31 protein-coding genes are annotated in these 26041 nt (G+C 48.6%); 3 read left to right on the top strand and 28 right to left on the bottom strand.

What is annotated here, in order from left to right; translation table 11 throughout:
• Nucleotides 1-94: 94 nt before the first annotated feature.
• The 20 genes from FS818_RS16510 to FS818_RS16420 all read right to left on the bottom strand — a co-directional run bounded on the left by FS818_RS16510 (nt 95) and on the right by FS818_RS16420 (nt 15338).
• Nucleotides 95-517 (bottom strand): phage tail assembly chaperone, encoded by a 423-nt coding sequence (locus FS818_RS16510; protein ID WP_145333229.1) that lies wholly within the window; start codon nt 515-517, stop codon nt 95-97.
• A 233-nt stretch (nt 518-750) separates the two neighbouring features.
• The gene (locus FS818_RS16505) at nt 751-1209 is read right to left on the bottom strand and encodes a phage tail tube protein (RefSeq protein WP_145333228.1); all 459 of its coding nucleotides are present in this window, start codon (nt 1207-1209) and stop codon (nt 751-753) included.
• 1 nt (nt 1210) lies between these two features.
• Entirely contained in the window at nt 1211-2527 is a 1317-nt protein-coding gene (locus FS818_RS16500; RefSeq protein WP_145333227.1) for a phage tail sheath family protein, read from the bottom strand.
• Entirely contained in the window at nt 2527-2772 is a 246-nt protein-coding gene (locus FS818_RS16495) for a YqzN/YkzM domain-containing protein (RefSeq protein ID WP_260989892.1), read from the bottom strand. The genes FS818_RS16500 and FS818_RS16495 overlap by 1 nt, the downstream gene beginning before the upstream one ends.
• A 30-nt stretch (nt 2773-2802) precedes the next feature.
• Nucleotides 2803-3222: a phage tail terminator family protein gene (locus FS818_RS16490; RefSeq protein WP_145333226.1), complete on the bottom strand. Its 420-nt coding sequence runs from the start codon at nt 3220-3222 to the stop codon at nt 2803-2805.
• 103 nt (nt 3223-3325) lie between these two features.
• The gene (locus tag FS818_RS29090) at nt 3326-4819 is read right to left on the bottom strand and encodes a tail fiber protein (RefSeq protein ID WP_222128824.1); all 1494 of its coding nucleotides are present in this window, start codon (nt 4817-4819) and stop codon (nt 3326-3328) included.
• On the bottom strand, nt 4819-5409 hold the full coding sequence (locus FS818_RS16480; protein ID WP_145333225.1) for a YmfQ family protein: 591 nt from the start codon (nt 5407-5409) through the stop codon (nt 4819-4821). Before FS818_RS16480 ends, FS818_RS29090 begins: the two co-directional genes overlap by 1 nt.
• Nucleotides 5410-5510: 101 nt before the next feature.
• Nucleotides 5511-6650: a baseplate J/gp47 family protein gene (locus tag FS818_RS16475; RefSeq protein WP_145333224.1), complete on the bottom strand. Its 1140-nt coding sequence runs from the start codon at nt 6648-6650 to the stop codon at nt 5511-5513.
• Between the two features lie 4 nt (nt 6651-6654).
• On the bottom strand, nt 6655-7110 hold the full coding sequence (locus tag FS818_RS16470; protein ID WP_145333223.1) for a DUF2634 domain-containing protein: 456 nt from the start codon (nt 7108-7110) through the stop codon (nt 6655-6657).
• On the bottom strand, nt 7103-7513 hold the full coding sequence (locus FS818_RS16465; RefSeq protein WP_145333222.1) for a hypothetical protein: 411 nt from the start codon (nt 7511-7513) through the stop codon (nt 7103-7105). Before FS818_RS16465 ends, FS818_RS16470 begins: the two co-directional genes overlap by 8 nt.
• Complete coding sequence (locus tag FS818_RS16460) at nt 7506-8495, bottom strand: XkdQ/YqbQ family protein (protein ID WP_145333221.1); 990 nt, start codon at nt 8493-8495, stop codon at nt 7506-7508. The genes FS818_RS16465 and FS818_RS16460 overlap by 8 nt, the downstream gene beginning before the upstream one ends.
• Nucleotides 8492-9130, bottom strand: a complete 639-nt coding sequence (locus FS818_RS16455; RefSeq protein WP_145333496.1) for a LysM peptidoglycan-binding domain-containing protein — start codon at nt 9128-9130, stop codon at nt 8492-8494. The genes FS818_RS16460 and FS818_RS16455 overlap by 4 nt, the downstream gene beginning before the upstream one ends.
• A 56-nt stretch (nt 9131-9186) precedes the next feature.
• Nucleotides 9187-10860: a hypothetical protein gene (locus FS818_RS16450; RefSeq protein ID WP_145333220.1), complete on the bottom strand. Its 1674-nt coding sequence runs from the start codon at nt 10858-10860 to the stop codon at nt 9187-9189.
• A 25-nt stretch (nt 10861-10885) separates the two neighbouring features.
• A complete protein-coding gene (locus tag FS818_RS29310) occupies nt 10886-11008 on the bottom strand; it encodes a hypothetical protein (RefSeq protein ID WP_260989902.1) in 123 nt (40 codons plus the stop codon).
• 35 nt (nt 11009-11043) lie between these two features.
• Complete coding sequence (locus FS818_RS16445; RefSeq protein WP_090918338.1) at nt 11044-11478, bottom strand: phage tail assembly chaperone; 435 nt, start codon at nt 11476-11478, stop codon at nt 11044-11046.
• 156 nt (nt 11479-11634) lie between these two features.
• On the bottom strand, nt 11635-12042 hold the full coding sequence (locus FS818_RS16440) for a phage tail tube protein (RefSeq protein ID WP_145333219.1): 408 nt from the start codon (nt 12040-12042) through the stop codon (nt 11635-11637).
• A gap of 199 nt (nt 12043-12241) precedes the next feature.
• Complete coding sequence (locus tag FS818_RS16435) at nt 12242-13705, bottom strand: phage tail sheath subtilisin-like domain-containing protein (protein WP_145333218.1); 1464 nt, start codon at nt 13703-13705, stop codon at nt 12242-12244.
• Nucleotides 13705-13893, bottom strand: a complete 189-nt coding sequence (locus tag FS818_RS16430) for a YqzN/YkzM domain-containing protein (protein ID WP_260989891.1) — start codon at nt 13891-13893, stop codon at nt 13705-13707. The genes FS818_RS16435 and FS818_RS16430 overlap by 1 nt, the downstream gene beginning before the upstream one ends.
• 118 nt (nt 13894-14011) lie before the next feature.
• Nucleotides 14012-15007 carry a hypothetical protein gene (locus tag FS818_RS16425; RefSeq protein WP_145333216.1) on the bottom strand — a complete coding sequence of 332 codons (996 nt, stop codon included), beginning with the start codon at nt 15005-15007 and terminating at the stop codon, nt 14012-14014.
• A gap of 46 nt (nt 15008-15053) precedes the next feature.
• Nucleotides 15054-15338 carry a hypothetical protein gene (locus FS818_RS16420; protein ID WP_145333215.1) on the bottom strand — a complete coding sequence of 95 codons (285 nt, stop codon included), beginning with the start codon at nt 15336-15338 and terminating at the stop codon, nt 15054-15056.
• Between the two features lie 74 nt (nt 15339-15412).
• Here FS818_RS16420 and FS818_RS16415 point away from each other — a divergent pair, with 74 nt between their 5' ends.
• Complete coding sequence (locus FS818_RS16415) at nt 15413-15889, top strand: hypothetical protein (RefSeq protein WP_145333214.1); 477 nt, start codon at nt 15413-15415, stop codon at nt 15887-15889.
• Between the two features lie 77 nt (nt 15890-15966).
• On the opposite strand, the gene FS818_RS16410 is transcribed toward FS818_RS16415, so the two are convergent.
• The 8 genes from FS818_RS16410 to FS818_RS16375 all read right to left on the bottom strand — a co-directional run bounded on the left by FS818_RS16410 (nt 15967) and on the right by FS818_RS16375 (nt 24328).
• Nucleotides 15967-17688, bottom strand: coding sequence for a DUF4127 family protein (locus tag FS818_RS16410; protein WP_145333213.1), 1722 nt, complete (start codon nt 17686-17688; stop codon nt 15967-15969).
• A 420-nt stretch (nt 17689-18108) separates the two neighbouring features.
• Nucleotides 18109-19059 (bottom strand): hypothetical protein, encoded by a 951-nt coding sequence (locus tag FS818_RS16405; protein ID WP_145333212.1) that lies wholly within the window; start codon nt 19057-19059, stop codon nt 18109-18111.
• Nucleotides 19060-19201: 142 nt separating this feature from the next.
• A complete protein-coding gene (locus FS818_RS16400) occupies nt 19202-19912 on the bottom strand; it encodes a VOC family protein (protein ID WP_186375512.1) in 711 nt (236 codons plus the stop codon).
• Nucleotides 19909-20367: a VOC family protein gene (locus FS818_RS16395; protein ID WP_145333210.1), complete on the bottom strand. Its 459-nt coding sequence runs from the start codon at nt 20365-20367 to the stop codon at nt 19909-19911. Before FS818_RS16395 ends, FS818_RS16400 begins: the two co-directional genes overlap by 4 nt.
• A gap of 81 nt (nt 20368-20448) precedes the next feature.
• Complete coding sequence (locus FS818_RS16390) at nt 20449-21018, bottom strand: NADPH-dependent FMN reductase (RefSeq protein ID WP_145333209.1); 570 nt, start codon at nt 21016-21018, stop codon at nt 20449-20451.
• 211 nt (nt 21019-21229) lie between these two features.
• Nucleotides 21230-22057 (bottom strand): response regulator, encoded by an 828-nt coding sequence (locus tag FS818_RS29505; RefSeq protein ID WP_145333208.1) that lies wholly within the window; start codon nt 22055-22057, stop codon nt 21230-21232.
• Between the two features lie 19 nt (nt 22058-22076).
• Nucleotides 22077-23750 carry a GAF domain-containing sensor histidine kinase gene (locus FS818_RS16380; RefSeq protein ID WP_145333207.1) on the bottom strand — a complete coding sequence of 558 codons (1674 nt, stop codon included), beginning with the start codon at nt 23748-23750 and terminating at the stop codon, nt 22077-22079.
• 95 nt (nt 23751-23845) lie between these two features.
• Nucleotides 23846-24328 carry an ArpU family phage packaging/lysis transcriptional regulator gene (locus FS818_RS16375; protein ID WP_145333495.1) on the bottom strand — a complete coding sequence of 161 codons (483 nt, stop codon included), beginning with the start codon at nt 24326-24328 and terminating at the stop codon, nt 23846-23848.
• 672 nt (nt 24329-25000) lie between these two features.
• Here FS818_RS16375 and FS818_RS16370 point away from each other — a divergent pair.
• Nucleotides 25001-25417: a helix-turn-helix domain-containing protein gene (locus FS818_RS16370; RefSeq protein WP_145333206.1), complete on the top strand. Its 417-nt coding sequence runs from the start codon at nt 25001-25003 to the stop codon at nt 25415-25417.
• 46 nt (nt 25418-25463) lie between these two features.
• Nucleotides 25464-25871, top strand: a complete 408-nt coding sequence (locus FS818_RS16365; RefSeq protein WP_145333205.1) for an ImmA/IrrE family metallo-endopeptidase — start codon at nt 25464-25466, stop codon at nt 25869-25871.
• Nucleotides 25872-26041: the final 170 nt, after the last annotated feature.

The following is a 26041-nucleotide window of genomic DNA, read 5'->3' as shown; positions in this document are numbered from 1 at the left end:
TCTCGCATGGAGAAGCCCATAAGCTCATGCGGCAAAATCTTTAATTCATGGAGAGCGTAATAAGCCAGATTGGCTTCGGAATCGCCCTCTTTGATTAGTTTTTTACGTCATCCACCAGTTCGTTCATGTCCTGATTAAAACCGTTCAGCTTCTGTACCTGTTCACCAAGCGAAGCAAATTCCCCAGGCAACAGCATTTTTCGCAAAAGTGACTCTGCCCCCATTACGCCGTAGGAACGCTGCAGTTCGGTATTCTTCAGATCCGGGTATACCACGCTTGCCGTCATCAAACGAGCCATGTAATCATTGGCATCAATGTCGGGTGTGTATACGCCGTTTTTACCTTTGATTTTGCGGGTAGCGGCCTTGCGGCATTCCTGGTTCTCGTCCTCGGTCATGCTGCGCAGTTTCCAGGCAACCGGTGCACCTTTGTCATCTTTGAAACGAGGGGAGACGATAAATTCCTCCGTTGTATCCGCTACCGCATTTTGTGCAAAAAACATACTCAATCCACTCATGTTAGTTCCTCCTCTTAAGTTAAGGCTCCCCGCCGCAAAGAAGCGGCGAAGAGCAGTTATATTAGGTTATTTACAAGCAAGCACAGCTCGGTGTGTTCAGAGCCACTGCCTGAAGAATTTGGACACGTCAAATAGCCCGTAACACAGGCAAGTTGAACCGGTTTCTTTTACAAAAAACCAATGCTCCATTATTTATTATTTATCTTGGTGTACGCGTAAACCGCATATATTGCCTACTTCGGTAGATCGAAGGATGCTGACATTTCTACATCTTCAAACGTAAAGCTCACTTCTTCCTCCAACGCCTCCGCCTCGGTATCCAGAGATGCCATAATCACACTGTCAAGGTTGACACCCTTGAGAGTCACGGTCTGCTTGCCAATAGTGGACGAAGGATCTTCATTGGTCACTTGAATGTCGAAGTAGGTGTCCACGCCATTTTGCATGTACTGAAGCATCAGCGCGCGGAAACGGGAAGTTGTATAGAAAATCGTCATGGAGCCTGAACCGGACCAGCCTGTTGCTTTGTGTTGCACGCCACGGCGACCCAGAGTTTTAACCTCTGCTTTTTGCTTCTCCACCGTTGCTTCGAGTGTCTTCACATAGAACATTTCTTCCGTCTGTCCGTTAATGGTTGCATATGCACGGCCCTCTTGGCCGGAAATCGTGTCGCTTGCTTTCAAAAATGCCATCTTAAACCACCTTCACTTTCATGTATACTTTTTCAACGGAATCTACAGGTTGTACCTGTACTTCAATCAAAATACTGTCGGTTTCATTGCCCGGAAGCACGGTAATATCGGTTTTGGAGTCAAAATTCTGAATCGCTCCAATATCCTGAAGCTGCTTCAGATAGGTAACACATTGGGAGCGGAACAGGCTACGTCCGTCCTCGTTGTTGTTTACTTTGCCGATGTAATAGGATTCAAAAATACGTTTCATATCGTTTGCGATGCCATCCAGAACACGAACTACACGGTTTTTGGCAAAATGACGCGCCTTATCCGGTGTCACTGAACGGAAGGTGTTCACATCCTGCTCCACTAGCGCACGGTTACTGCTCGCTGTGAATATAAACTCGCCGCTCCGCAGGGCCGCCTCTGTTTCAGTGTGTGTCAACCGTCCGTTTACATCCACAGCATCGTCATACGCACGGAAGGTTAGAGATTCGTTTAGGTTAGCCCCTGCCGTTGCACCGGCAGTCCAAGCTACCGTTTGTTTCGGTGTAAGCGCGGTACCGTCCGCAAGCACAACGCCATTTTTCACACTGATGACACCTTCATGATCCGCGGCCGGATAATTGGAAAGCACAAGTTGTACCTTCTTGCCCTCGATATCGCGCAAACGCTTGATATATGCGGTGTAAACAGACTTCAGTGTTGCATCATCCGAGATCAGGCCAACCGTATTGAAATCAAGTACTTCCAGTTTGCTCAGGAAATCGGCATGCTCTTGGTTGGTAGATGTACCATCATTTCCACCTGTTAGCGGAAGAGCAGCCGTATTCGTGAGCGTGCCTTCGCCAGTGAAGGTGATGAATGCATTGGATTGCAGTTGACCGATGTTCGACACCGTCTGTTTGTGTACTTCTTTGCCTGCCAGCAAAGTAGATACATCAAAGTGTTCCGGCTCATTCATATTTGCGGAAATGACAATGGCCAGATCATTTCCTCGAACACCGCCATGCTGAGCAATTACTGTAAGAGTGTCCAATGTGGCTTTGGCTTTCGTTCCTGCATTAAGACGATATAAAAGTAGAGTCTGTGCACGTTTCAACACTTCACGAATCAGCAACAGTTGTGGTGCTGTCCAGTCATAACCAAGCTTCGCCTGTACATCATCACCTGCCTGTACCGTCAAGATTGTACCTGCTTGTCCCCAAGACAGCGGAAGTGCCAAAGCCACCGTTCCCCGCTCTCCCACTGTACCGGGCAAAGTACCCTCTGATGCAAAGTTCATATATACGCCGGGGCGTACCTTATTTTGAGTTGTCCATGTTCCTCCAGCCATTATTGTGCCTCCCCATTCATAAATTGTTGGATGTGTTGCTGTGCTGCTTGCACGGTGTACGTTTTCTCTTCCGATAGAACGGCTGCCAAAATATCTTTTTCCAACCGGCTAAACTGCCGGGCTTGGGCAAACTGTTCTTTCTTATATTCGGTATCGTTATGCTGCTGTTCTGTTTCTTCCAGGTTCTTCTTTTGATCAGTTTCTTTCTTGGTAAACATCGCGAGCGCGCCTCCTATTCCTTTCATAATAAGTCCCCCTAAAATAAGTTCATCCTGCTATGATGATTTCAAAGCAGTTGGTCGTTGTTCCAGCTGCTTCATTGGACCGGAGGACTCCGACACTTTGGTGGTTCGCATCGTGTAATACACCCACAGTTTGGGTGTCTCTCCCCAAGCCTTCCATCGCAGCTCCGTTGCTCGATAGGGCGTACCTTCCACTTCAATCGTCTCCAGTGCTTCAAAGAGCTTGTCTGGCAAGTCTTCCGGAATGTTACTCCCATCCAGCCACCGAATCTCGTAGATGTGAGATTGCACGAATCGATCACTACGCTCACGAGTGAGTTTGGCAGCCAGTAAGCGGTAAGTTAAACTTTGAGTGTCTGGGTTATCGGCTCCGATAGCTGGATGGATAGGGATGTTGGGAAGGTGATGTGATAGTGATGTTACTATGGCGTTGGTAAGTTGGGTTGTGGTCATGGTTCACCTCCTTTATATTGATAATTATTAATACGAGTACAGTGTAAAAGGATTTTTCATTCTATTAAATTACATATGATTTATTTACTCAAATCAGACATTTTTAAATAGATATAATACTGGATCCGTTGTTGAAAATTGCTGTGAAAGTTAAAAACCCGTCTATTTTTATAAGCTTAAATCTTAGCTTTAATGGTCCGGTTACGTCGAAACCTGGTCTTAGGTTGAGAGAAAGATTTTCAGTCGTAGAAAGTGTTACTAAAGCTACATTTGCCACTAAATCAATATTGAGTGCAGAAAATGAATCGAATCTAGTAGCATTGCTTCCATTAACCTGGTAGTTAATAATCCATTCTAACCCCCATTGATCTTCAAGCACTATTAATGGTTTATCATAGGCTGTCGCTCCTGAGCCATGACTCACTTGGATGCCTGGTGAACCGAAATCTGTGTAATTCCTCGTCAATTGTATTACCTTTGTACCAGCTGGGAAATCAGCAATGTCTATATAGGTTACCGGTGGCTTATTATCATTTCTCCCATGTTCGGCTCTATAATTTATATTCGGCAACAGTCGTCTATAATGACCTTGCTGTATCTGACCTAACTTAGTTGTAAGCGTTACCCACGTATCACTAATCGAAGCATTGACTCCCTTGGCGTTGATGGCATTTACAATGCCCTGCTTCGCATCAACGCCAGATTGCTTTACCGAGTCAATTCCCTCATACAATGCACGAGTATCCATTTCCACAGAGTAAGGCATGTCCTTACCAGCATCGTCCATTACTTCACTGAGTTTAATCCGAGCAAATCCATGCGTACCGACTGGGACATTATTAACAACTAATCTTAGGTATATAGCTGTTACACCCGTTGGAATAGTAATAACTTGCGCTTTCCTATGCCACCATTTTTGATTGTCAGCTACTAAACTGTTAATTGTCACATTGTCTGAAGCGTTCTTCACCTCAATCAATACGGCAGAATTATAATAAGTTTCACGAGTATGGAATACTGCTTGTAACAGATACCTACCTCCTGGCGAAACTCCCACGGGCTCATTATCAAGTACGCCATAATTAGTAGGGGAAACAGATGAATTAACTGCAAAAAATGCTCCTACGGTTTGATTCTGGAATCTTAGAAAAGTGGCCTGGCCCGAATTCTTCCAGTAGTCAAGATTCAACATTCCTGATGAATTTTTAATTAGATTGGAGCTCATTACTTCTGATGGTTTGCAAAAATTCGCATCTGCATAGTTTTTCGTATTAAGCTCAGCTGCATTTGCTTTTGAAGTGGCGTCTGTAGCTGCCGCATTAACAGTAGCTCGACTCGCATCCCTAACCGCCTTCTCCGTCGCCGCTACCAACTCGGAGGTGCCATCCGTCTTGTTCGATAACTGCACCTTCCCTTTTTGCGTCAAGGACGCATCAGGAATATCCATCTTGCTCACTGTTTCACGAAGTGCATCCAGATCGGCTTGCGTGGCAACGCCTGCGTCAATCTTTTCAAAAATTCCATTAATACTCTCCCTCGTTACTGTCTCGTTCCCCAAGGGGAGGGGTAGCTGCAATCGATCGGTTTCCTGTGGCATTACGCCCACACCTCCAGTTCATTCCACGTCAGGGACGCGGCATCAAGTTCATCCCAAGTTTTCTGCTTCTTGTCCAGATCGTCCCAGACCAGATAACGGTATTTGTATTCCACGGCCATGTGGGCCGGTTTCAGTTCATCAATGGCGCGTTTCAGATCATCGATATTGGGCGGGATGCCCATCGTATCCACAAAACTCACCGTAAAACTCCATGCTTCCGGCTGGAATGTAACGTCCACCTTGCCACCAGCATAGGCTTCGGCCACATTGCTAACCTGCCTGCCCGAAAACTTACCTGCTCCGCGCAGTTTCGACTCCAACACAGCACGCCGCTGCTCCACAGGTTTGAGACGATCCGTCTCAATGCCAAGCTCCTGCTCCCAGAAGTCCAGCCCCCATGTTGCCGTACGGACAAAAAACTGCTCCAAGGTCTCGTCCAGAGCCTGATACAGAAGATCCATCTCCGCACCTTTGGCCTGCATATCGGCCTGCATCACACGCGAAGTTTCATAATACTGAGGCAAATACGAGAAGAGCTCCTGCCCTTTCTCACTCGTCATTCCAGCATGTACAACAGAAGGAGCACTCATGTCCTGTGTCCTCCTTTCTTTTCACATCTGTGGGAAGCCACTCACACGGCTGTTCTTCCCCATTCACTTTCTGAATCGCATCCTTTACCTCTACCCCCACACTACTCATGCACATCCACCGTCCCCAGCACAGCCACTTGGCTGGCGGTCATCTCGATATTCTGGTCGCTTGCACCGTTCACGGTAAGCTCCGAATAGTCGATAATCGGCGGGATGTCCAGCAGGATTGCGGCAATGCGAGTGTAACGTACGAGGGGATCGGCAAAAGCAAGCTGCTTCAAATACGCGGTCACGCCGCGTTCGATTAATGCCCGGACATCCGCCAACGTGGCATCACTTGCCAAAGTCAGCTTCACCTGAATGTTCATCGGCACTTCCTCTGCCGGCATCACCGTCACAACAGGTCCAGCCGGGGCAACGCCCTCACCCTGTCCATCTTGCGTGGGGTCAACGTACTTTTGCACTGCGGCCACCAGATCGGTGCCCGCCGCACGTTTGTCCGTATCGAGCAGATACAGTCCAACTGTACCCGGCCCCTGCCACAGCGGGATTACACGCGTTGCCCCGACGCCCGGTACTTCACTGGCCCACTGCACATACTGTGCCTTGTTCCCGCTGGTTCCCTGATTGCGGACTTTGGCATAAAAGCGCTCCAGCAGCGCGGTATCTGCCTCGATGTCCGCACCGCCCTTGATGACGTCCGTGTTCACCACAGACGTAACGCCGCTTACCGGTGTAGACAGCACGGTTAACGTGCCTGCGGGTACATTGCTCTCTTTTCCAGCCACGAGCGCACGTACCCCTACACTCCCCACACCATCTTCATCCAGTTCCACAGCGCCCACCGTTTCATATTCCAGCGACGCTTCACCGGACACCTCATCTGCGAGCGTAGCTACAACCGTACCTGCTGGCACGATTTTCCCCGGCTCACCCGCGAATTTCACGGTGCCCTGTGCCGCCACCGCCGCCCGGCGCGTAATGCCATGTTCCCCCGCCCGCAAATCCAGCTCCTCCGAACGAAAATCCGGATCACTGCTCGCCGCCGTACTGGCAAATCCGCGCCGCAGCAGCTCCTGCGCCCAAAGCGCCGCCTCGGACAGCATAAAGGCTACCGGAGCCTCCGCATCCCACAAAAACGAACCTTCCGACTTGTCCAGATCCGCGGGCAGACGATCCAGCATACGCTGCATAATCTCTTCCTCCGTCTGGTTCTCCAAATAACGCGGAATCTCAGCCATCCCGTCAGATCACCTCACTTTCCAGAATAAACATCTCATCCTGCACACTCATCACCCGGCACGTGAACCCGCACTGCTCCCGTTCCCAATCAAACGTAAACTGGTCCACCGCATCCGTACGCGGATCAGCGAGCAGCGTTTCCGTCACCATCCGGGCAATCTCACTTTCCATCACACCGCGGCTATCCCCCTGACCGACCAGATCCTCCAGCTCCGAACCGTAGTCCCGAGAGTAGATCACATGTCTGTACCGCGGGGTTTTCACCGCTTTGATACACCATTGCACCCACGCTTCATGCGCGTCTGCCGTAGCCACCTTGCCACTGGGATTCAGCACAAAATCACCAGCATCATAGTCATAGCGCCAGCTCCGTCCAAAACGTATCTCTTCCAAGGCCGTTCCGGATAGATCCTCTTCATCTCCCCAGACCATACGCGTTTCCGGAAACAAACTAGGCATTCACACTCACCACCTTACACAGCACCACAATATCGTTCCCGCCATTCACCCGCATCGCCAGCACGCGATCCCCGGCTTTCAACCCTTTGCCCAAAGACCAGACTGCTTCTTCCACTTCCTCTTTTTGCAAAAGAAACCTTCCCGTGCCCGTCGTACCGCCGCTCGCCACGTCAGATATCCCGGAAATCGCGCCGGCCTGCTCGCGCTCCGGCAACCCTAGCGTGCCCGGTAACTCGGCCACGAGATAATCCTGCACTTCGTGCTTGAAATCGTCCAGCTTCACACCGGACGCCGTGATCGTACCAAGCACCGCGCCCAGACCGCTCACCGCCTGACGGGAATGTGTGCTCATCGCACCCCGTATCACATCGGCAAACTGCCCGTACGGATTTTCTTTATTCAAGGTAAAACCTCCTCTTCACCAGTTCCGCCGTGCCCAGCTCCAGCGTCATCGTGCCCGGCCCGGCTGACAGATCCCGGCTAACCGACATGACGATCAGCTTTAGACCTTTCAGCATGACCGCATCTCCTGCGCGAATCGTATGGATATCCGGGGCCGAGATCGTAAACGTCTCCTGTATGCCTGTCAGCTTGCTTTTCGCCAGTTTTTTTGCGGCGGCCGCTGTTTTTACCTGATCGTCTTCGATCAGTTTTTGCAATGTACCCAGTTGCTCTGTATCACTCTGCTCAATCGCCAACACCTTGGAAGGCACCTCTTTACCGCTGCCGCCGGAGTCAGACGTTGCCATCACCTTTACTTTCGTGACTGCGCCTTCGAGTGTACGCATCTGCGTCAGATCGATTAGCCGATCCAGCGCGTGCACCTTCGTGTTGCTACCTACCTTGAATAACTGTAGCCCGCCTGGCGTCATCCGTGGATGATACATGTCTCCGCCGGACTTGGCTGTTTCTTTCAGATCAGCAAATATCATCGAAAAAATCGTCTGCGACCGATACACCGCCTTCCCCAGCTTGGTCTTGATCTCTGGCAGAGTAGCCAGCGGAATTGTCCATTCCTTGGCGTAGGCTTTGAGCCGTTGCACTGCCGTCTGATCCTTGGGAAACAGGAATTCGTCCTCCGATTTCTCAAGATAAATCATGCGGTCGTAGACGGTAAGAGACAAACGCTTCGTGCCACTGTTCGAGCTTTCCGCTTCCCAGATGACCGCAGGGTGGAGCAGGTAGACCATTGATTTTTCGCCAAAAGGAACCCCGCTGATCCGCACCGCCATGCCCGGTGAAATCACAGGAAGACCTGAAGAAGCAGACACGGCCAGCCGGATGTTCGCTTGGTAGGCGATTTGGTCGAGCGAGTCCTTCAGCGTAATCGTCTCAACAAGCTTGGTGATATCATATTTGTCATCGACAACGACCTTGTAGGTCATGGCATCACCAGCTTTTGCCCCGGCTTGATCCGGTTTGGATCACTGCCGATGATTTTCGAGTTGAGCTTGTAAATCTCGTTCCATTTGGAACTATTTCCGAGCTCAAGCTTGGCTATTTTGGACAGGGAATCCCCGGCTTTGACGGTGTACGTCTTGCTGCTTTTTTTCAGATCGGTACGTGAACCAGACTTGCTACCAGCAGCGCCTGAGCCCGAACCCACCTTCTCCACTTTGGAATCTCTCCAGGTTCGCAGGGTCAGGTCGAAATATATATCTCCCGTCTCCCCGCCGCGAAAACTCGAATTGAGTGAAATCAGAAACACCGGTACATTCACTCCGGTTCCTGCTATGATAAAACGCATCGGTTTTTTGGAGATGAGAAACGTGTTCAGCACATTCAGCGCTACGCGTGGATCAGGAAAATCCTTTTCGTCCATGCAATAAGAAGGATCATATTGTTTTGGAAAAAAAGAAGAGAAGGTGATCTCCTTCACCTTCTCCCCTTGCGCAAAATCAAACTCGCCATGCTCCAGCATATTAATCGTTTCGTACCCCTTGGATCTGGAAATGTTGACTTCTTCCGGGTTCACCGGGAATAGAAACGAAGTGCTGCCATCCTTCAACGTGAACGACATTTTGTTAGGACCCACTTTATCCTCAAGTACAGACATATCTGCGGCCTCCTTTCTGCTTAGGCCATAATCGTTTTGCGGTTTTGCATTGCCCGGCGGAGCTCGTTCGAGATCCGTTGCCCCACCTGTTGAGTCACAGCGTCGTAATCAATTGCGTTCTCCCGAACGGTAACTTGTACCGTACCCGGTGCAATATTCACCGAAATCTGGTTGGTCGTTTCCGTTTTAAAATCCTCAAGGTAACCTGCCAGACTGCTCATCTGTTCTTCGGAAATACGCACGGTGAGCGGCGAAGCTTTCTCATTCGGTTCACCTGCGTTATTCATAGCTTTCGCTTGGGATTGCATCACACTTGTCCCCATAAGACCCGCAGCCGTCGGTGAGCCCAATCGATTGTTCATATAGGCTTCGGGTCCGGTGATTGAGAGAACTGCCGGTCTGTACGCTGGCGGCATTTGAGGTGCTGCCGGTGGAGGGGGTGGCGTCTGCGGTGCTGCAGGTGTTGAGGATGACGTTATGTCCGCTGCTACTGGTGCAGTTTGCTCTTCTTTTTTAGAACCGAAACCAAAAAAACTTCCAACCCCACTGAAGAAATCTGTCGTTTTCTCCGCCAAGTAACTCGCTCCCTCAGAAGCAAATTTCACTACTTTTGAGACGTCCTCCGCGTTGTCTTTTAGAAATCCACCTACCTTGTCACCCAGCCATCCACCTGCCTTTTCACCAAGCCAACCGCCTATTGAACCGCCCAGCATGTTCCCAATCACCGGAATTGGAATCACGCTACCAAGCACGGTACCAATAGCTGTTCCTACTGTATTACCAGCAACCGAACCTAACGCACGAGCACGATCCTCAGGTGGGGCGCTTGCAAGTTCTTGAATATTGTTATACATACGGAGTGGTGCGAACAATTTCCCTGCTCCTTTAACGATATTGCCACCAAGCTTGCTTATGATGCCAGCCCCACTACTGCCTCCTGCCCCACCTCCACTTCCACCTCCTCCAAAGAGACCTTTAACATCTCCCCACAATCCATCGAATCCACCGATTAGATCAGACCCTGCGGACGAGAAGTCATTCATAAACTTTGCCCCACGTTTTGTAACCTTGAACGCCTTTTTGAATTTATTCCCCGGTGTGGCGGGTGTTCTAATTTCTTTCCAAAACTTCTTCCCACTATCTCTAGCATCAAAGACTTTCCCCACACCAGATGAGATTGATTTTCCCCGATCAAACATGCCTTTCATCTTTTGCAAAAAAGTTTTCGGTTTCTCCTCTTTTCCTCCTGCTGCAAGATTAAGGGAATTGAGTTTATTACTAAGCATATAGATCGATAGTGTATTCCTATTCAAAGCATCAATCAGTGGCTGCGAATTTACATTAACGGATACGCCTGAGATTTGGTGGCTGACTTTGAGCTTCACACTTGCTGTAGCATTCAACAAATTAGAAGGAATGCTCTTCATTTTATTCATCAAACCATTGAGCGCCGGAGTAGCTTGATCATCCAATCCAATTCTCGGTGTGATTCGCAATCGACTCAAACGTACAGCGGTGCTATAGATGCTCTCCAGTCTGCGCCCGGTCATTCTCAACTCATTGTTTACTTTGATCAGGCCTTGATACCGAACCCGGTTCAAGCGATCTGTAGAACGTTGAATCTGATCGAGGTAACGGAGTGTCGTTTTCATTTGTATGTTCGATTGGGATAACCCGATAATCATTTCTGCCATTTGTTTCACCTCCTGGCCTTTTCAATTAACGATTCATTTGAGCACTTAGCGCTACCATCTCTTCTTCCGAGAACGCAAGCAACAGCGAGCGTTCCCCGCGTGGCAAAGACCAGAACTCTCCGGGACGAAGATGATGACGCACCCACATGTGATATAGGAACGTGGTCATCCCGCCGGAGTGAATCAGTTTTTTAGGTCTTCAATCTCCACGCCGAAGCCGGATAGTTCGAGCACTTTGTCCCCAACCGCATCCAGTTCACCAGCCAGCAACATACGGCGAACCGCCTGCTCTCCACCTGACAACTTCATGCGTCCCGTGATACGGTTGTCCCCCCAGCCGGACAGTTCCAGTCCGCGGACGCTCATTTTCACCGTGGCCTCAGAGATCAGCAGGGCATTAAACGTTTCGGTATCCACCTTTTCCTCGGTGCGACCCTTTGTCGTTTTGCGAATCGTACAGCGTTCGCGAATCTGGTCCACTTTGGAAGACGTCAATCCACGCAAGGTGAGTAGCAGGTCCAGACGCTGGATACGTACATTTTCTTCTGGCAGACGTTCTGCCGCCTCAAACAACTGATCCAAAATCTGCTCTTCGGACAAATTTTCGTTCATACTCATCGGTTAAAATCTCCTTTTTCTCATCTATTCTCTGAATTCGATGTGCTTCCGTGTGTATTTCATAATCATCTCCAGACACCAAAAAGACCGAGAGGTTCCCGGTCTGTTTCAATGTCCTTGCCTGCTGTTAACAAATTCAGTAACGTTTCATAAAAATCAGTTCGCTACAATCGGATTCAGCAATTCGAACCCTTCAAAGGTAAAGCCCGTTTCTTCCGGCACTTCCTCGCCTGCCGTCCAATTCGCCAGCTGAATTTTATCCACCATGCAATTTCTCAACAGTACACTTTCATGTCCGTACGACTCGGGATCGTCCAGTTTGGAGATAATCTGAAATTTGGTAAAGCCGCGCTTGATCATATCGGACGTAACCTTGTAACCCGTCATCGTACCTGTGCCTTTTTTAGCACCGTTTTTGTGAACCTTCCACTCGTTGCCGACCAGATTCAGCTCACGTTTCTCAATCTCTACGCTGGCCTCCAGCTTGTTAATATTGGTCTGCCACACACCATCCATATGCAATTGACCGTGGGTACCGAGAATCACTCTTGATGCATCCAACATGGTTATTTCCTCCTTATTATGGTTGAGTGGTTATTGTTCACACATCATAACGATGCCATCCGAAGTCCTCCGAATCACTGTATCCCTGGAATTTCGCTGTCCTCTCCGTTATTTGTGTATACCAACCACTCAACATGTCCTTGTACTTTTTTTACATAACGATCTACTAGCCTGTTAGCCTGCTTTCAAGCCTGTTACCTTATTGCACGTAAAACGTACCAAACAGTTGCTCCATCACATCCGTTAGCTTCACATTCCATTGCAGGAATACCTGATCCGCCTCCGGTTTCAGCACAGGGGCAGCACCATAATATGCCGGGTCGAGAACAACGTCATACCCTTCGGCTTCGATAACATTGCTCTGTGCGAGCAACGCCAAATAAGCTTTCATCGCACCAATCAGTGCCTGACGACCTTCTTCGGTGTTGTTCACTTTACCGATATACGTATCTTCTGCGGAGCGCTGCAAATCCGTATTGATCGCATCCATGACCCGGATGGACCGGATTTTTTTCCACGCATTATTTTGTCCGGCAGCAGGGGTGACCAGCGTATTCACGCCACGAAGAGCTTTAACACGGCGTCCATCGTGGAAGAAAATAAATACGCCATTCTGTACAGCCTGCTCCTGTTCGGCGCGTGTCCAGCGGCGTGTAACATCATCGAACGATGTTGCCGCATATGTCGTGGATTCGTTCAGACGTTGTCCGGCGATAAGACCCGCAACATAAGCTGAGGTCTGTGCGGAGCTATAGAAAGCATCGCCCAAACGCACGCCTGTGCCCACATTAATCACACCTTCATGGTTCAGTGTAAGGGAGCGTGTTGCAGCTTTCTGAGCTGCCGAAGCAGACGTATCATCAGCCATAGAGCCACCGAATACAGCCAAGACTGGCTTGCCTTCACTGCGTACCCGTTTGACCCATGCCGCAAAGCTCGCAAGGAGCGCTGCATCCGCTGCATGATCGAGGGCAAGCACATCAAATTGTTCGCCTTCCAGCGCGCCCTGCAAAGCAATATACTCTGCATTCGTCAGTGCATCATTGCCACTTACGCCACCTTTGAAAGCCGCTCCCGATACGGTCGCAACCTCACCAGTTCCTTCTCCAATCACCTGAGCCGTGACCCACAGGTTTTGCTCATCGGCATTGATCTCTTTGGCAAGGGCTGCCGCTGTAACATCCGACGTTAAGAGAGCATACAGCATGCGGTTGCCTTCAAACAGGCGCACTTCAAACTTCGTATTGTCGATAACCCCCGGTTGAATGGTTACATAAAAGCCATTCGCACGGTCGCCTGGATACTTTGCATCAAGCTGGAGCACATCCGTACCACCGCCGTCCTTCAACGTCAGCGTAGCTGCTTTTGCTGCTGAACTTGCCACCCGATAAGCGAGCAGTTTCTTCGGTCCGCCGAGCAAAGCCAGCTTCAAAGACGCATAAGCCGTACCGTTATCCAGTGCACTCGCCGCAAATGTACGTTCGATTGCTGTTTCACTGCCCACTTCCACAAACGTGCCCACCGGACCCCAGTTAGCCTTAACCGGCACAACGACCGTTCCACGACTGCCCGCCTGAATAGCCGAAGACGCTGCCGCCTGAAAATTCATATACAATCCCGGAAGGACCGGACGATTTGTTTGTTCCCAAGTTCCACCTGCCATTATTCGTTCACCTTCGCTTTCAAAAATTGGTTGATTCTTGCCTGTGCTTCTTCAATGGAAAACGTCTGGTGCGCCGCTTCGTGTAGCGCACCAGCCAGCACCTCTGCCTTCACGGCAAAGAGGGCTTCCGAATGATTCATCAGTTCAGCCCGCGTATACTGCGGGAGAACCGGCGACTTTTTTTTCAAAAAGCTTGCCATGTATTTCTCACCTCGTCCGAAACTGATCAGTCTACAAAAGCCAGTATAATTACGACATAAAACGATCTGAACCTATCTATTAGTGATAGCTTCTCTGGACTTACTTTTACTCGATTCCTTTGTTATGGTGAATCTCACGCATAAGCGGTGCACTTATAACCGGGCGACGGATTCGCTGTGTTAACGTCAGACGAATCTGTCCATTCAGATACGCGTCGGCTTGCAAATCCGCTGTTACCTCATCTATTGTCACATAACGTGTATGACTCTCGCCCATCGCGTTAGCTCCAGCTTCCTCGCTATCCAATGGAGTCATTGGAATACGCGATTGAAGTGCCAATTGCTGGACCAAATGACTTGCCGCCTGATCTGTCAGACCTGTATCATCGGTGAGAACATGCCCGATCCACTGTTTGCGTACTTCAAGCACCGATGTTCCGGCCACTGCGGTACTGTACCCGCTTAATCGCCACAGTACAGACGGCATCCTATAGCCACCTGGCCAACTATTGGCATACACAGACCAGTTCGATCCCAGCTTGTTCGCTGTCCAAAGTTGCAATGCAACAAGCCAAGGATCACCCATGACAGGGCTATTCCCGGAGGCACCTTGCGGTTCAGGAACGTACACACCAAAGCGCAAACTGCGTGTGACCAAACCTGAGGCAACATCTGCACGGTCGCTGTCCGTAGAACCCAGATAGAGGCATGTAAAAGCTCCACCTTCCTCATCCTCCAGCCGCACCTGATGCAAGCCTGCGATTAACGCTTCTGACCAGACCTCCATCAGCTCTGTACCCCCGTCTTCCGATCGGGCATATGGTGAAATCTTGATGATTCGCCTGTATCCTGCCCAAGCTGACTTCGGTACTTCTTCGGCAAAAGCAACAACTGCGCAGGGATCTGACAATACTTCACCCGAAGCAGGAATATCCTGCACGCGCCCTTCCCAAGCAGGTATAAGAGCCGTAAGCTTCTGCTTTAACGTCTTTTTAATACGTGTGCTCAGCCAAGTCTCTGATGAAGCATTGCTAATTTCGTGGCTTTGCTCATTATTCATTTTATTGTTCGTTTCAGTGTTCATTTCATGTCTAATTGACACATTCATTTCGCCCCCTTCCGCCGTAAAAATGAATACTGCCCGCATGTTACAGCAACCATGTGGCAGTTCGGGACTCCCCCTTTTCCACACTCCATGTAGAAACCGGATCAAAATGCAGGGACGATCTCACCGCATCAAAAAGACCAGCCGCATTGGCTGGTCTGTACATTAGCGTATGTGCTTTCGGTGCGTCCCTCGGCAATTGATCCGATAATACAATCTTACAGCCTTTTTCCCCTACCGCGGATGGTGATTGGGTTGACTTGTGCGCGAATAAGGGCGGAGCTTGGGAGGTAAAAAGACGACGCTTCTTATGTGATTTTTTTCTCATAAAGATAGACATTTACATGATTAAAATATACCCTTAATAAAGTGATCGTGTTCTATTAGAGTGGAGGCGATTAAATGAAGAAATCTGACCTATTCTACATCTGGGTGTTCATCTCAAGTTATTTGGCAGGCGTAGTAACTTATAGCATGAGTTTATTTCTACTTTATAATGAAAAAACGAGTGGTTGGGGACAACTTCTGATGTGGACCGCCCCCTCTTTTTTTACCTTAACCTTAATATTATTTCTCTTATCCATTCTTCTATTGAAATGCATGAAGAAGTACTTTCTTTGGACACAAACGCTGTTATTCGCACTGGTTGCCATTGTCCCCGTATATTCTATCCCTGTTCTTTCTGGATTTTGGAACCTTACAAATATTGCTTTTCTATTTTCTCCAGAAGGAATGTTGTTTTACCTCTGTTTCTTTATATCATCACTCATGTCTTCTTATGGGGTATGGATCGCACATAAGCGTTACAATAATAAATCATTTCTCATACTTTCTTTTGTTGTAGCTATGATATTCGTCATTATCATTGCTTGGAATTGAGAATAGGAAAGCGAGCTACCGTTCATGAGTAGCTCGCTTTATTCGTGCTCAACTTGAATTACAGCCCATTTCCTCTGTCATGCTAAAACATGATTTTTATTCATCCTCACCTGCGGGCTAAGTATAATTTCGAACGCACGTCCCCAGATGAAATCAGGGTTATTGTATTCCAAAAGCGCACCGTTATAAGTGGCATACGTTAGTTGGCCGTCACAGATTTGGCGAATGGCCGGATTACCTTGCCCGAAAGCCGGTTTGCTTGCCAGTTCAGCGGTGTGTGTCTGCATGAGATCGCGTAACAAGCTCTGCAGATGAGCGTAATCCTCTTCCGAGTTAAACAGCACCATATTCTGATCCGCCAGTGTTGCCACATTGGTATACAGGGCATGCGCACGCGAATAGGTGCGAACATCGGCAATCGCTACCGCTTTGTAGCTGTAGTCCTTCAGGAAACGTTTGAACAACAGCGAGCCGTGTGCATTCATGGCATCCCGCAACTTATGTTCATGCTTTTCCGTAGTGATCAGCGCAAATCTCGATTGTGCCATGCCAACCGCAAGTCCGATTTTGTTCCCCGGCGTATTCCAGGCACTGTATCCAAGTACGCGTCCGGTATATGGACTGTTCAACAAAGCCTCAGCTACATCGACATTCGCAGGACCTTTGCCCACAAAATCAATCAGGATCGAAGGCAACCCCTGCTCCCCATTCGTTGCCAAACGCTCCACCGCCGCCTGCACCTGATCGAGCGCAGTAATGGCGATGATCTCCATATCCACCGCAGCATCTGCTTCATCCTCCACCAATGTACCGCCGACGATATCGACGTGGTGGACCACATTTTGGTGTACATCCATATATTCATAGGTGTTGATGATCGTCGAGCCGTGTGGCCCGTAATACTTCACGCCATATTTCGTTTTAGCCCCACCTCTGAATAACTGGTTCGCCATTCGTGCGACCAAAGCATGTCCCAATCCATCGGCATCCGGCAAAATAATCGCACGAGCCGGGTTCTGTCCATCCGTACCGCCCAGCCATTCGTTAATCCGCGCTTCGACATACTTGATCTCGTTGATCTGAACCCCTTGGGTATTCGCATCGTCCACACCAATGGCAAGGAAATCAATATATCCTGTACGAGCCAGTTGATCCAGAATGTAACGATTCGTTTTGAACTTGTGCTGTCTTGTATTGTAGTATTTGGGTTTATCGAAATATGTGGTTTCCCCATACTCTACTCCATCTGGAGAAACGTTATATCCTTGAATAATATCTTCAAACTCCGTAAAGGTTTGGCGTGGTTGTTGCATCAGAGAGCGAGATTCATTATACGCATCCAGTGCCAATCCATCTGCAAACGAAGTCGTTGCCAGCCGCATAATCGTATCCATCACAAACAGCGGTTTGCGAGGGTACTTCGTTTTAATGATTCGAATGACGTCCAGCAAATGAGTGGTTTGCTCGTCATATGACGGATACGTTCCCCCGCCGTTTTCGCGAAGCTGACGACTGCCGATCAATCCACCGTACGCAAGCATATCCACTGAAATGATGAAACCCTCTGCCTTCGCTGCATGTTTGACAATGAAATCATAGATGTTGGGCGGATTTCCGTAGATGGGCGTCGAAGTGCCAAGCAGCGTTGTGCCGTCGGTCGTCTTCTTCGTATCCAAACGGTTCTTGATATCTTTCAGGTTGGGTGTAACGATGTGAAGACCGGCTGCTTTTCCTTGTACAATGACGTCATCCAGATTCGCCGGACGATCATCGAGTGGTACATACAATACTGTTTTCATATCATGTAGCCTCCTGTTTTTTGATATTCTTCAATACCCGATCAGGGTAAGGGCGCAATCACCGAAATGAAAAAAAACCAGCATTTGCTGGTCTGATCTTTTCGTGTGTGAGCTACTGTTCTGTCTCTTGCACATCGTCTAGACTTTGTACACTGTACGCTACACGTTGCTCCCCTTGCTTCTGATCCGATAATATCATCTTACCTTCTTTTCTCCCCCATGCAGACGGTATTGCGGATGAATTACGCCGATTTGTCGTCGGTTTTATGAGGATTAGTGCGACTCTAAAGAAAAAGCACCTGCCGCTTGGGCAAGTGCTTTCTTAAGCTGATCTTTTCCACACTGTTCGCTATTTAACGATTCCGGTTTAAGCCATATATATATCGATTCCAACGATGTCTTATTCAGACTGATCCATGTTCACGCAATAATATAACGGAATTTCTCCCAAATTTCAGGCATAGGTTCCTCATGTTTGGCATGGTGATAGAAGCTGAACGGAAATTTGAATATATGCCCGCCATACCAGTCACGGCAGCGCCGATCCGTCAACCAGTATTCCAACTCATGCGGAAGCGCACGTGATCGCTCAGCTTGGGCTAATGGCAGCACGTCCACAGGCGATTGCAGCGTAGCTGCCTCTTGCGTCATATCCATATGACGGCTCAGGCGCAGGGCCTTGACCATTTTGAGAAAAGGTGGAATGCCTTTATAAAATAGAGCCTGATAACCTAGCTCATAAAGCATGTTCAGCGCATGTCCGTAGGTGAGCATATGACCGATCAGGTCATGGTGAGCTTCCGCCTGATAAATTGTACGAAACGCCCCAAGTTCCTCCAGAATGAACTGAGACAGCTGAATCGGATGCAACATCTCAGGAAAATTGTCATTCTCATCCAGTTGCATATGGCGAATCTCTTTCACTGTTGTATTCACCCAGGATCTGCCTGGGATCGTACGTTCAAACGACTCAATTAATCGAGCAATCTGCTCTATCTCTTCTACGGTGCCCCATCCTTCCAGTTCACGAATGGCTTTGAGACTAATCGCGCCATAGATCACTTGGTGTCCTACCCAGTGCAGCTCGCCAATCGTACGCTCCAGCGCTGCCGCAATACGCACTTCGGCTTCTTCTAACGGCATGCCCGCACTTGGTGAGGCGGTATGACTGATATGTGTCCCATGCTGGCGAAGCATCGCTTTTGCTTCGGCGGTAATGCTGCCAGCCGCAAGGGCTGCGAGACGATTTTCCCGCACCCAAAAGTAAGCCGCAATTGCCCCTGCCCCATAATGGGCATGCCACAGATCACCTGTGCGTTCCCGACTGGACGCCATTGTCGCTAGTCCCTCTTCCAACAAACGTCGATCCAAGTGTGCCATCCCCCTTCAAGTTACGGAAGCCTCGCTACAAGCCGGACTACTCCTGATCTAAATAAATTAAAGCGTTTACTTCTATAACATGACGGAGTTCAGATACTTATTCCTTTTGCACTATATCTGATCTAAAGATATTTTACATGGACACCCCAGTGGCAGAATATGCTGCAAAGTTGCTGTCGTTCCCCTTGAAACGAAGCTTGCCCACTTGATGTATCGTGGCTTCCAGCGGGAAAATCCGCGCCTTTTGATTCGAGAAAAACCAGACACGTTCCTTCTTCACCACAATAAACAAACCGTTTCGGTCACCCACCGGAGAGAAGGTATCGCTCCCCTCGCCCCAGCGGGATAGTCCCGCTTTCTCCAATTCGTGCACGGCTGCCGGAACATCCTCCGAAACCAGCCCGATCTCGCACACCTGCAGGATATCTGCCATCGAGAATGCACGCTCCTGCTCGTTGTTTTCCCTGTGATGAGCAATCAGCTCCACGATATTCCCGGCCGGGTCTTCAAAATATAACGAATGCGAATCCCAATTGTTTGAGTAAGTCTGGTCTCGCTCTCCATCTGTACTTAGCGTTACCCGCAACGCTGCCCACTGCTTCGCTTGCTGAAACTGATTCGTCGGAATCATCCAGGCAAAATGATAGAACGGTTCGATGTCCTTTTTCTCTGCTTCGGATGCGGTGTTCCACTGTTTGAATATCATTTTGGTGCTCCCGGCCCACAAAGTAAATGCTTCCTCCAATGGATTAATCGCGGACACCTTCATGCCCAGCGTATCCCCGTAGAACTGGCGCAGTTCCTCCAGCTTTACGGTGTAAAACAATACTTGTTCAATGATCATATACTTCTCCCATGCATTTTCTCCCATTCACTCCACGGCACCAAGCCAAGCTCAGGCTTCGCTTCGTCTGGCAGCAAAGCAATGAATTCTAACGAGTGACCATCCGGATCGGCAAAATAAACAGCAACCGCAGGCATCCAGCCGAAGACATATAACTCCCCAATATCGTCATCCAGAAAATTACGGGTGGCGATACCCTTGTTTTCCAGGTATTCAACGGCATGTTGCATATCTTCCAGAGATACTTGAAAAGCAAAGTGCTGACGCTGCACCTGCGCCGGCTCCTTCTCCCACAGCCCGAGCATGGCATGGCGTTCGCCGCCAATCCAGTAAAATAAGTATTTGCGTTCCGGGTTTTCACTAGCAAGAGGTAATCCAAGTACCTTCTCGTAGAAATGATGTGATCTTTGTAGATCTGTAACGTTCAAATGGGTTTCAAATAATCCTTTTATCATGCTGTGTCCCCTCCTTCTATTTCGTTAAAATGATGCATTTATTAGACTGAACTGATGCCTCACTTGTCAGCCTGGATTACTCTACAGTGCGCTCCTTGCCGCCGTTAACGTCTGAGCCAAATTCAGAAAAGAGCCCAGTACACGCTGTACCCGTTCCTCGATATCCTGACTTCCTTCGTATTCCTCGTAGCCATCAAACGTCGCTTCAAACCGTCTGCGCTGTGCACCACCAATGGAAATCCATTCCGGAGCGTTAATCCCATGCAGATTACGCACCATCGTTTGCATCTGGGTAAGCGAGCTTACACCAACCGCCCCTCCAGCGGAGCTGATCGACAGAACGGGTTTACCACTGAAATGAGCCTGACTTAAATGATCCAGTGCATTTTTCAACACACCGCTTATACTGCCGTGGTACTCTGGTGTGGACAGGATGATGGCATCCGCTGCAAGCATTGCAGCGCTTAATGCAGCCAGATTCTCGTCGTTCTCTTGCTTTTCATCCGGAGCATAGAATGGAAGTGGTTTTTCATACAGATTGAATATGCTCGCTTCATGTCCTTGTCCTTGAATGATCTCTGCGGCATATTCACCCAAACGTGTGCTCGTTGCATTTCTCCGGTTGCTTCCTGCCAATATCACAATATTCATTACGTTCACTCTCCTGATCGCTGTTATTATCGTTTTACGTGCTATTGCCTCTCGACTTCGGTTATCCTTATTTTACCTTGATACGGGGCAGCAAGCGTCAGCTAATGGACTTAACTTCAGCACAAAAAAACTCAACCTTTCGGTTGAGTTCATACGACTTTAGTCTGAATTTTGTCTGAATATGGCGACTCCAATGATAGCCTTCAACTCATCACAGTTCCCAGCCGTTCCGAACAGCATGAAGTGCGGCCTGAGTACGGTCTGCAAGCCCCAGTTTATCCAGTAGATGACTGACATGTGTTTTGACTGTCTTCTCCGTAATTACGAGCCGAACCGCAATCTCTTTGTTGCTTAACCCTTGAGCGATCAGCCCTAGCACCTCGCGTTCACGGCGAGTGAGCGTATGAAGACCTCCATCGGACGGAGAGTCCGATTTAGTTGAACTCCATGAAGGACTTGTGTGACTTGAATGACTCGGCTCAGTTAACTGACTCGGTTTACGCCATTCACTGGCTTCACTCGCTTGCATTACTTGCTGTACAGTCTGATTTGCACCCTGGAAAGACGTTCCCCCTTGAACGTTGCGCTCCTCCTGCGGTGTATCTGGAAGCATATCCATCGAAGCCATGACATGCATCAATTGACTTGCTGCCGCCGGATGTAATTCGACCTGACCGGAATGCACGTTACGGATCGCAACGGCTAAATCCTCAGGCTCGATATCTTTGAGCAAATATCCCTTCACGCCTGCGCGAACGGCAGGAACGACATGATCCTGATCCGAGAACGAAGTTAGCACGATAATCCGTGTGTGTGGTAGCAGATTACGCAAACGTCTGGCTGTTTCAATGCCGTCCATGACAGGCATATGAAGATCCATCAGAATAACATCCGGCTCCAGCTCCTGCGCTTGCTCCAAGGCTTCTTGCCCGTTCGATGCTTCACCGATAACCTTCATATCCTCCTGCGTTTTCAGAAAAACATGTAGTCCCCGTCTGACCATGACATGATCGTCGGCAAGTAAAATTGTAATCGGCATCTTTGCCTGCCTCCTGACTCTATTCCGCTTCAAGCGGAAGTGGTATAACTGCCGTCACGGTTGTTCCTTTACGCGAAGAACTCCATATATTGAGCTTGCCTCCGAGCGATTGCGCACGCTCCCTCATAATCGACAATCCGAGTGAATTTTCCGATAACGGCTTCCGCCGCTTGGCACCGCCCTTCCCCCGATCCGAGATCGTGAGCTTCGCTTCACGTTCATTGAATTCAAGCTGTATGCATGCCGAGGATACCCCTGCATGCTTCCGAATATTGTTCAGCGCCTCCTGACCGATACGCCACAAACCTTCTTCAATAAAACGCGGTATGGAACGCATTCCCTTACGGTCAGCGATAACTTGAAGCCCCTGTTTTGCACCGTAATCCTGTAGCGCGCTTACCAATCCGGCCTCCAAACCTGATGGACGAAGTTGCATAATCAACGCTCGCATCTCCTTGAGTGCTTCCTGGGACAAAGCTCGTATATCTCTCATCACTTCTGCTGCCGGATGCACCGGTTCCGAACCGGAGAGCATACTCTCTGCACCTTTCGCCGTCAACGATAGGGAGAACAAAATCTGATTCACCGAATCATGCAAATCCCGAGCAAGCCGATTCCGTTCTTCAAGCCTTGCCAGTTCGCGCCGATGATCTGCCAGCTTCAGGCTCTCCCGTGAAGCAATGATATGCTCTGCCAGAGCCTCAAGCACTTCCCTGTCCGCCCGGATCAGATCCAGGGATCGTGATTCAGTACCAATGATCAGCACTCCCGGTTCCTCTGGTGCATGATATGGAAGAGGTACACCAACCCCTGAAGCAAATTCACCCCATTGAAATTCAAGCCTGAATTGGCCGAATATTTCAGCAAGTTCATCTGCGGATAGGATGGCTGCACGATAGTGATCCACGATCCGATCCATAAGGCGTGTCCCTTCCAAGGAAAAGGTCTCTGAAGAGTTCGTCCACACCTGACCATGAGCATACATTGCCTGGTTATGAAACGTGCTATTCGTTTGTTGTACAAGCGCAGCGAACGGCCAATCAAAATGCTTGCCAAGTAACCTTAGCACGGTATCAGCCAATGCATTCACCTCGGTACACTCGTTCACAGCAAGACTTAATGCTGTACCGAAATCTCCTAGCCGGGCATAGAGTTCTGCCCGCCGTTGCTCTGCTCGATACAATCGCATTCGCTCCATTGCACTGCCAATCTGGTAGGCTACCGCCTGCAAAAGTGCGAGTTCACTATCGCTGAAAACCTCTTTGCCCGGCGCTGCCACATTGAGCAGTCCCAACATTCGTTCACCCGAGCGCAGTGGGACTGTAGCGTGGTGTGTTATATCCTGTGTGTCTCCCCACTTGAACTCCACAGCATCTTCAAGACGTTTGCAATTAATGATATTAACCGCATGCTGCAACCTTCCATCCCTGAAACGGTTGATACACCAGCACGTTCCCGTTCGCATAGGCTCTTTATCGTTTCGAATCAAAGCTGGCGGCAGGTTATAGTCTGATACACAGGCATATTCTCCGCGTTCGTCGATGAGAAAAAGCCATCCCGCCGTGAGTCCGGTTAGCTCAAGTAATTTGCCAACCACTGTATCCAGCATCGGACTAAGGTCATTGGAGGTGTTTAACGTTTCCGCAATGGTTTTCAGTGTCACCATTTCCTGCATTCCGGCCTCTTCCGGCATTGGCACTCCCCCTCAGATGCTCCGTCTCTGAATTTGTCCAAACCATTGTAACCAATCCTTCGGGGATATGAAAGCTTCAACTTTTTTCCTAGTACTCAGCCCAGCTTCTTCCGTTCTTTTCTTGTGCATGACAGAGGCTCCATATTAATAAGCCCACGGTCGGACAACGCCAGCGCCAATTTGTAAAAAGCACGGGTACGAATCTTGGTATACGTATCCTTGCTCACAGGCGGATCAAAAACATGGTTGTATATTTTATAGTCAAAGACATCATCGTCCTTCATATAGCGCTCGTGTACTAATACTCGTTCTTTCTCACTGAGCCGAGATACGATGTGATCAATGGTATCGCAGTAAGCCTGACGCGCACGCTGGACATCCACATTAAAGATTGCTGTTCTTGCAGTAGAATCTCCTGTGACATTGGTAGCTCCATGAAAACGTTCCGTATAACTTGCAGTCACCTGGACCTCACGTTCTTCAAAAGCAATCGTTTTATAAATCCGATACTTCTCCAATACAGCCTCAACAGCTGCCTGCGTTTTCCGACGATCCAGTTCCGGTAATATCAATTCCATATTTGTCATCGTTGCCATAGTCATTCTCCTCCTAATTTTAATTCCCTCTATATTTCATTCCATTTTGACAACTCATACGGATACTTCTGCTCATCCCCATCTTATAGCGAAGAAAGTCTCACCCATAGAATTGTTCCGATTCTTCAAAACGTAACGTTTTAGTTTTTTCTTCCGTTGCCTTTTGGAAACGACTCCCTGTTTACATCATGTTCGTATATTGTTCGTATTTCTATTAGAGGATACCACTTTCTGGAGAATGTAGTAAACCTTCATTTTGGGTCATTTAGACGATAAAATAAATCCTTCGCTCTCATTTTCTATACCTTTTGGCATAATTGTTTCATATCTCTTTACCTAATGGTATATATACGATATAGTACAGATAATTACTGAACTCGCGTAAGTCATTTGTTTTTTATTATTTAAGAAGAGCGATCATTTGCACGATAACGGAGAGGACAGAACGAACCAGAAGAAGCGGAGCGTTCGCCTTTATCACCGGATTTCTCCCCTTGAAGAGAAGAATATTGGAAATCCGGGGATAACAGCGATCGGAGGTTGTTCTGTTATCGGAGTGTCCTGTGCAACAGCGTTGTCTTAACTTATAATTACAAGCACTTATGACGAGTCGAAGGAGATGCATGAGTTGTGGAGCACGCTTTTGGTCCTTATATGAAACAACTGCGAGAGCAGCAGGGATTCAGCATCAACCAGCTAGCCGAAGCGGCTGGAATAAGCAATTCACAGATTTCACGGATTGAAAATGGCGTGCGCGGGGTTCCTAAACCAGCAACGATCCGAAAAATTGCCGACGCACTCGGCGTACCTTACTCAGACATGATGAAAAAGGCAGGTTATATTGAAACAGGCCTTGAGGTGAACCATCAGGAAGTACCGGAATGGGCGACGTACAAGGATCGCCGGGACTTTAAAAAAATGCTGGAGGATGACGACGATCTGATGTTCGACGGTATTCCATTGGATGAAGAGGACAAGAAACGGATCAAAGACGTGCTGACTGGTTTGTTCTGGGAAGCCAAACAGATGAATAAACGGAAAAAGCCAGGCGAATCGGATCAACGCCCATGAGAATAGGACACGAGTTCAAACTTATTGAAACTGCAGGTGAGATCATATGGATGACATCGTAACCAAGCTGATTCGCAAACACCGAACCAACTGTCCTTTCAGCATTGCCCGTGCTGTAGGAATACAGATTCGTTTTACGAATCTGGGCAAGTCTACGAAAGGGCTGTATTTCCGTAAACTTCGTCGCAGATTTATTGTGATCCACAATGACTTGCCCCCTGAATGGCAGCGCTTTGTATGTGCACATGAACTGGGACACGACAGACTGCACAAAGGGATTAACCGTTTCTTCCTTGAGGAGCATTCCTACTTCGCTCCAGGCAAACTGGAGAGACAGGCCAATCTTTTCGCCATTCAACTATTGACGGCCGGAATCACACCGGAACCGGATGAATCTCTTGAGAAATTTTGCCTGCGTACCGGACTGCCGCGTGAAGCGCAGCATTTTTTTTAGAGTAATTAAGAACATACGTTCTTTTACGAAGTATTAAACCCGATTTTTCAGACAAAATCAGATGTTACTTTCAGGTTACTTATTTTTACGCAAATCACGAGATTTCCTCAACATAGTTTGTTAAAATACTATATGAGCTGTACAAACGCTCTAATAGATTACTATTTTGG

The sequence above is a fragment of the Paenibacillus xylanexedens genome, from assembly GCF_007680605.1.
Classification (GTDB): Bacteria; Bacillota; Bacilli; order Paenibacillales; family Paenibacillaceae; genus Paenibacillus; species Paenibacillus xylanexedens_B.
The sequence above is the reverse complement of the archived record's forward strand: the minus strand, read 5'-3'. Positions and strand labels throughout refer to the sequence as shown.

Excerpts from the sequence above, each read along its gene's own strand:
- FS818_RS16510 (WP_145333229.1), bottom strand. The coding sequence starts at position 517 with ATGAGTGGATTGAGTATGTTTTTTGCACAAAATGCGGTAGCGGATACA.
- FS818_RS16505 (WP_145333228.1), bottom strand. The coding sequence starts at position 1,209 with ATGGCATTTTTGAAAGCAAGCGACACGATTTCCGGCCAAGAGGGCCGT.
- FS818_RS16500 (WP_145333227.1), bottom strand. The coding sequence starts at position 2,527 with ATGGCTGGAGGAACATGGACAACTCAAAATAAGGTACGCCCCGGCGTA.
- FS818_RS16495 (WP_260989892.1), bottom strand. The coding sequence starts at position 2,772 with ATGAAAGGAATAGGAGGCGCGCTCGCGATGTTTACCAAGAAAGAAACT.
- FS818_RS16490 (WP_145333226.1), bottom strand. The coding sequence starts at position 3,222 with ATGACCACAACCCAACTTACCAACGCCATAGTAACATCACTATCACAT.
- FS818_RS29090 (WP_222128824.1), bottom strand. The coding sequence starts at position 4,819 with ATGCCACAGGAAACCGATCGATTGCAGCTACCCCTCCCCTTGGGGAAC.
- FS818_RS16480 (WP_145333225.1), bottom strand. The coding sequence starts at position 5,409 with ATGAGTGCTCCTTCTGTTGTACATGCTGGAATGACGAGTGAGAAAGGG.
- FS818_RS16475 (WP_145333224.1), bottom strand. The coding sequence starts at position 6,650 with ATGGCTGAGATTCCGCGTTATTTGGAGAACCAGACGGAGGAAGAGATT.
- FS818_RS16470 (WP_145333223.1), bottom strand. The coding sequence starts at position 7,110 with ATGCCTAGTTTGTTTCCGGAAACGCGTATGGTCTGGGGAGATGAAGAG.
- FS818_RS16460 (WP_145333221.1), bottom strand. The coding sequence starts at position 8,495 with ATGACCTACAAGGTCGTTGTCGATGACAAATATGATATCACCAAGCTT.
- FS818_RS16455 (WP_145333496.1), bottom strand. The coding sequence starts at position 9,130 with ATGTCGTTCACGTTGAAGGATGGCAGCACTTCGTTTCTATTCCCGGTG.
- FS818_RS16450 (WP_145333220.1), bottom strand. The coding sequence starts at position 10,860 with ATGGCAGAAATGATTATCGGGTTATCCCAATCGAACATACAAATGAAA.
- FS818_RS29310 (WP_260989902.1), bottom strand. The coding sequence starts at position 11,008 with ATGTGGGTGCGTCATCATCTTCGTCCCGGAGAGTTCTGGTCTTTGCCA.
- FS818_RS16445 (WP_090918338.1), bottom strand. The coding sequence starts at position 11,478 with ATGAGTATGAACGAAAATTTGTCCGAAGAGCAGATTTTGGATCAGTTG.
- FS818_RS16440 (WP_145333219.1), bottom strand. The coding sequence starts at position 12,042 with ATGTTGGATGCATCAAGAGTGATTCTCGGTACCCACGGTCAATTGCAT.
- FS818_RS16435 (WP_145333218.1), bottom strand. The coding sequence starts at position 13,705 with ATGGCAGGTGGAACTTGGGAACAAACAAATCGTCCGGTCCTTCCGGGA.
- FS818_RS16420 (WP_145333215.1), bottom strand. The coding sequence starts at position 15,338 with ATGAGAAAAAAATCACATAAGAAGCGTCGTCTTTTTACCTCCCAAGCT.
- FS818_RS16415 (WP_145333214.1), top strand. The coding sequence starts at position 15,413 with ATGAAGAAATCTGACCTATTCTACATCTGGGTGTTCATCTCAAGTTAT.
- FS818_RS16410 (WP_145333213.1), bottom strand. The coding sequence starts at position 17,688 with ATGAAAACAGTATTGTATGTACCACTCGATGATCGTCCGGCGAATCTG.
- FS818_RS16400 (WP_186375512.1), bottom strand. The coding sequence starts at position 19,912 with ATGATCATTGAACAAGTATTGTTTTACACCGTAAAGCTGGAGGAACTG.
- FS818_RS16395 (WP_145333210.1), bottom strand. The coding sequence starts at position 20,367 with ATGATAAAAGGATTATTTGAAACCCATTTGAACGTTACAGATCTACAA.
- FS818_RS16390 (WP_145333209.1), bottom strand. The coding sequence starts at position 21,018 with ATGAATATTGTGATATTGGCAGGAAGCAACCGGAGAAATGCAACGAGC.
- FS818_RS29505 (WP_145333208.1), bottom strand. The coding sequence starts at position 22,057 with ATGCCGATTACAATTTTACTTGCCGACGATCATGTCATGGTCAGACGG.
- FS818_RS16380 (WP_145333207.1), bottom strand. The coding sequence starts at position 23,750 with ATGCCGGAAGAGGCCGGAATGCAGGAAATGGTGACACTGAAAACCATT.
- FS818_RS16375 (WP_145333495.1), bottom strand. The coding sequence starts at position 24,328 with ATGGAATTGATATTACCGGAACTGGATCGTCGGAAAACGCAGGCAGCT.
- FS818_RS16370 (WP_145333206.1), top strand. The coding sequence starts at position 25,001 with ATGAAACAACTGCGAGAGCAGCAGGGATTCAGCATCAACCAGCTAGCC.
- FS818_RS16365 (WP_145333205.1), top strand. The coding sequence starts at position 25,464 with ATGGATGACATCGTAACCAAGCTGATTCGCAAACACCGAACCAACTGT.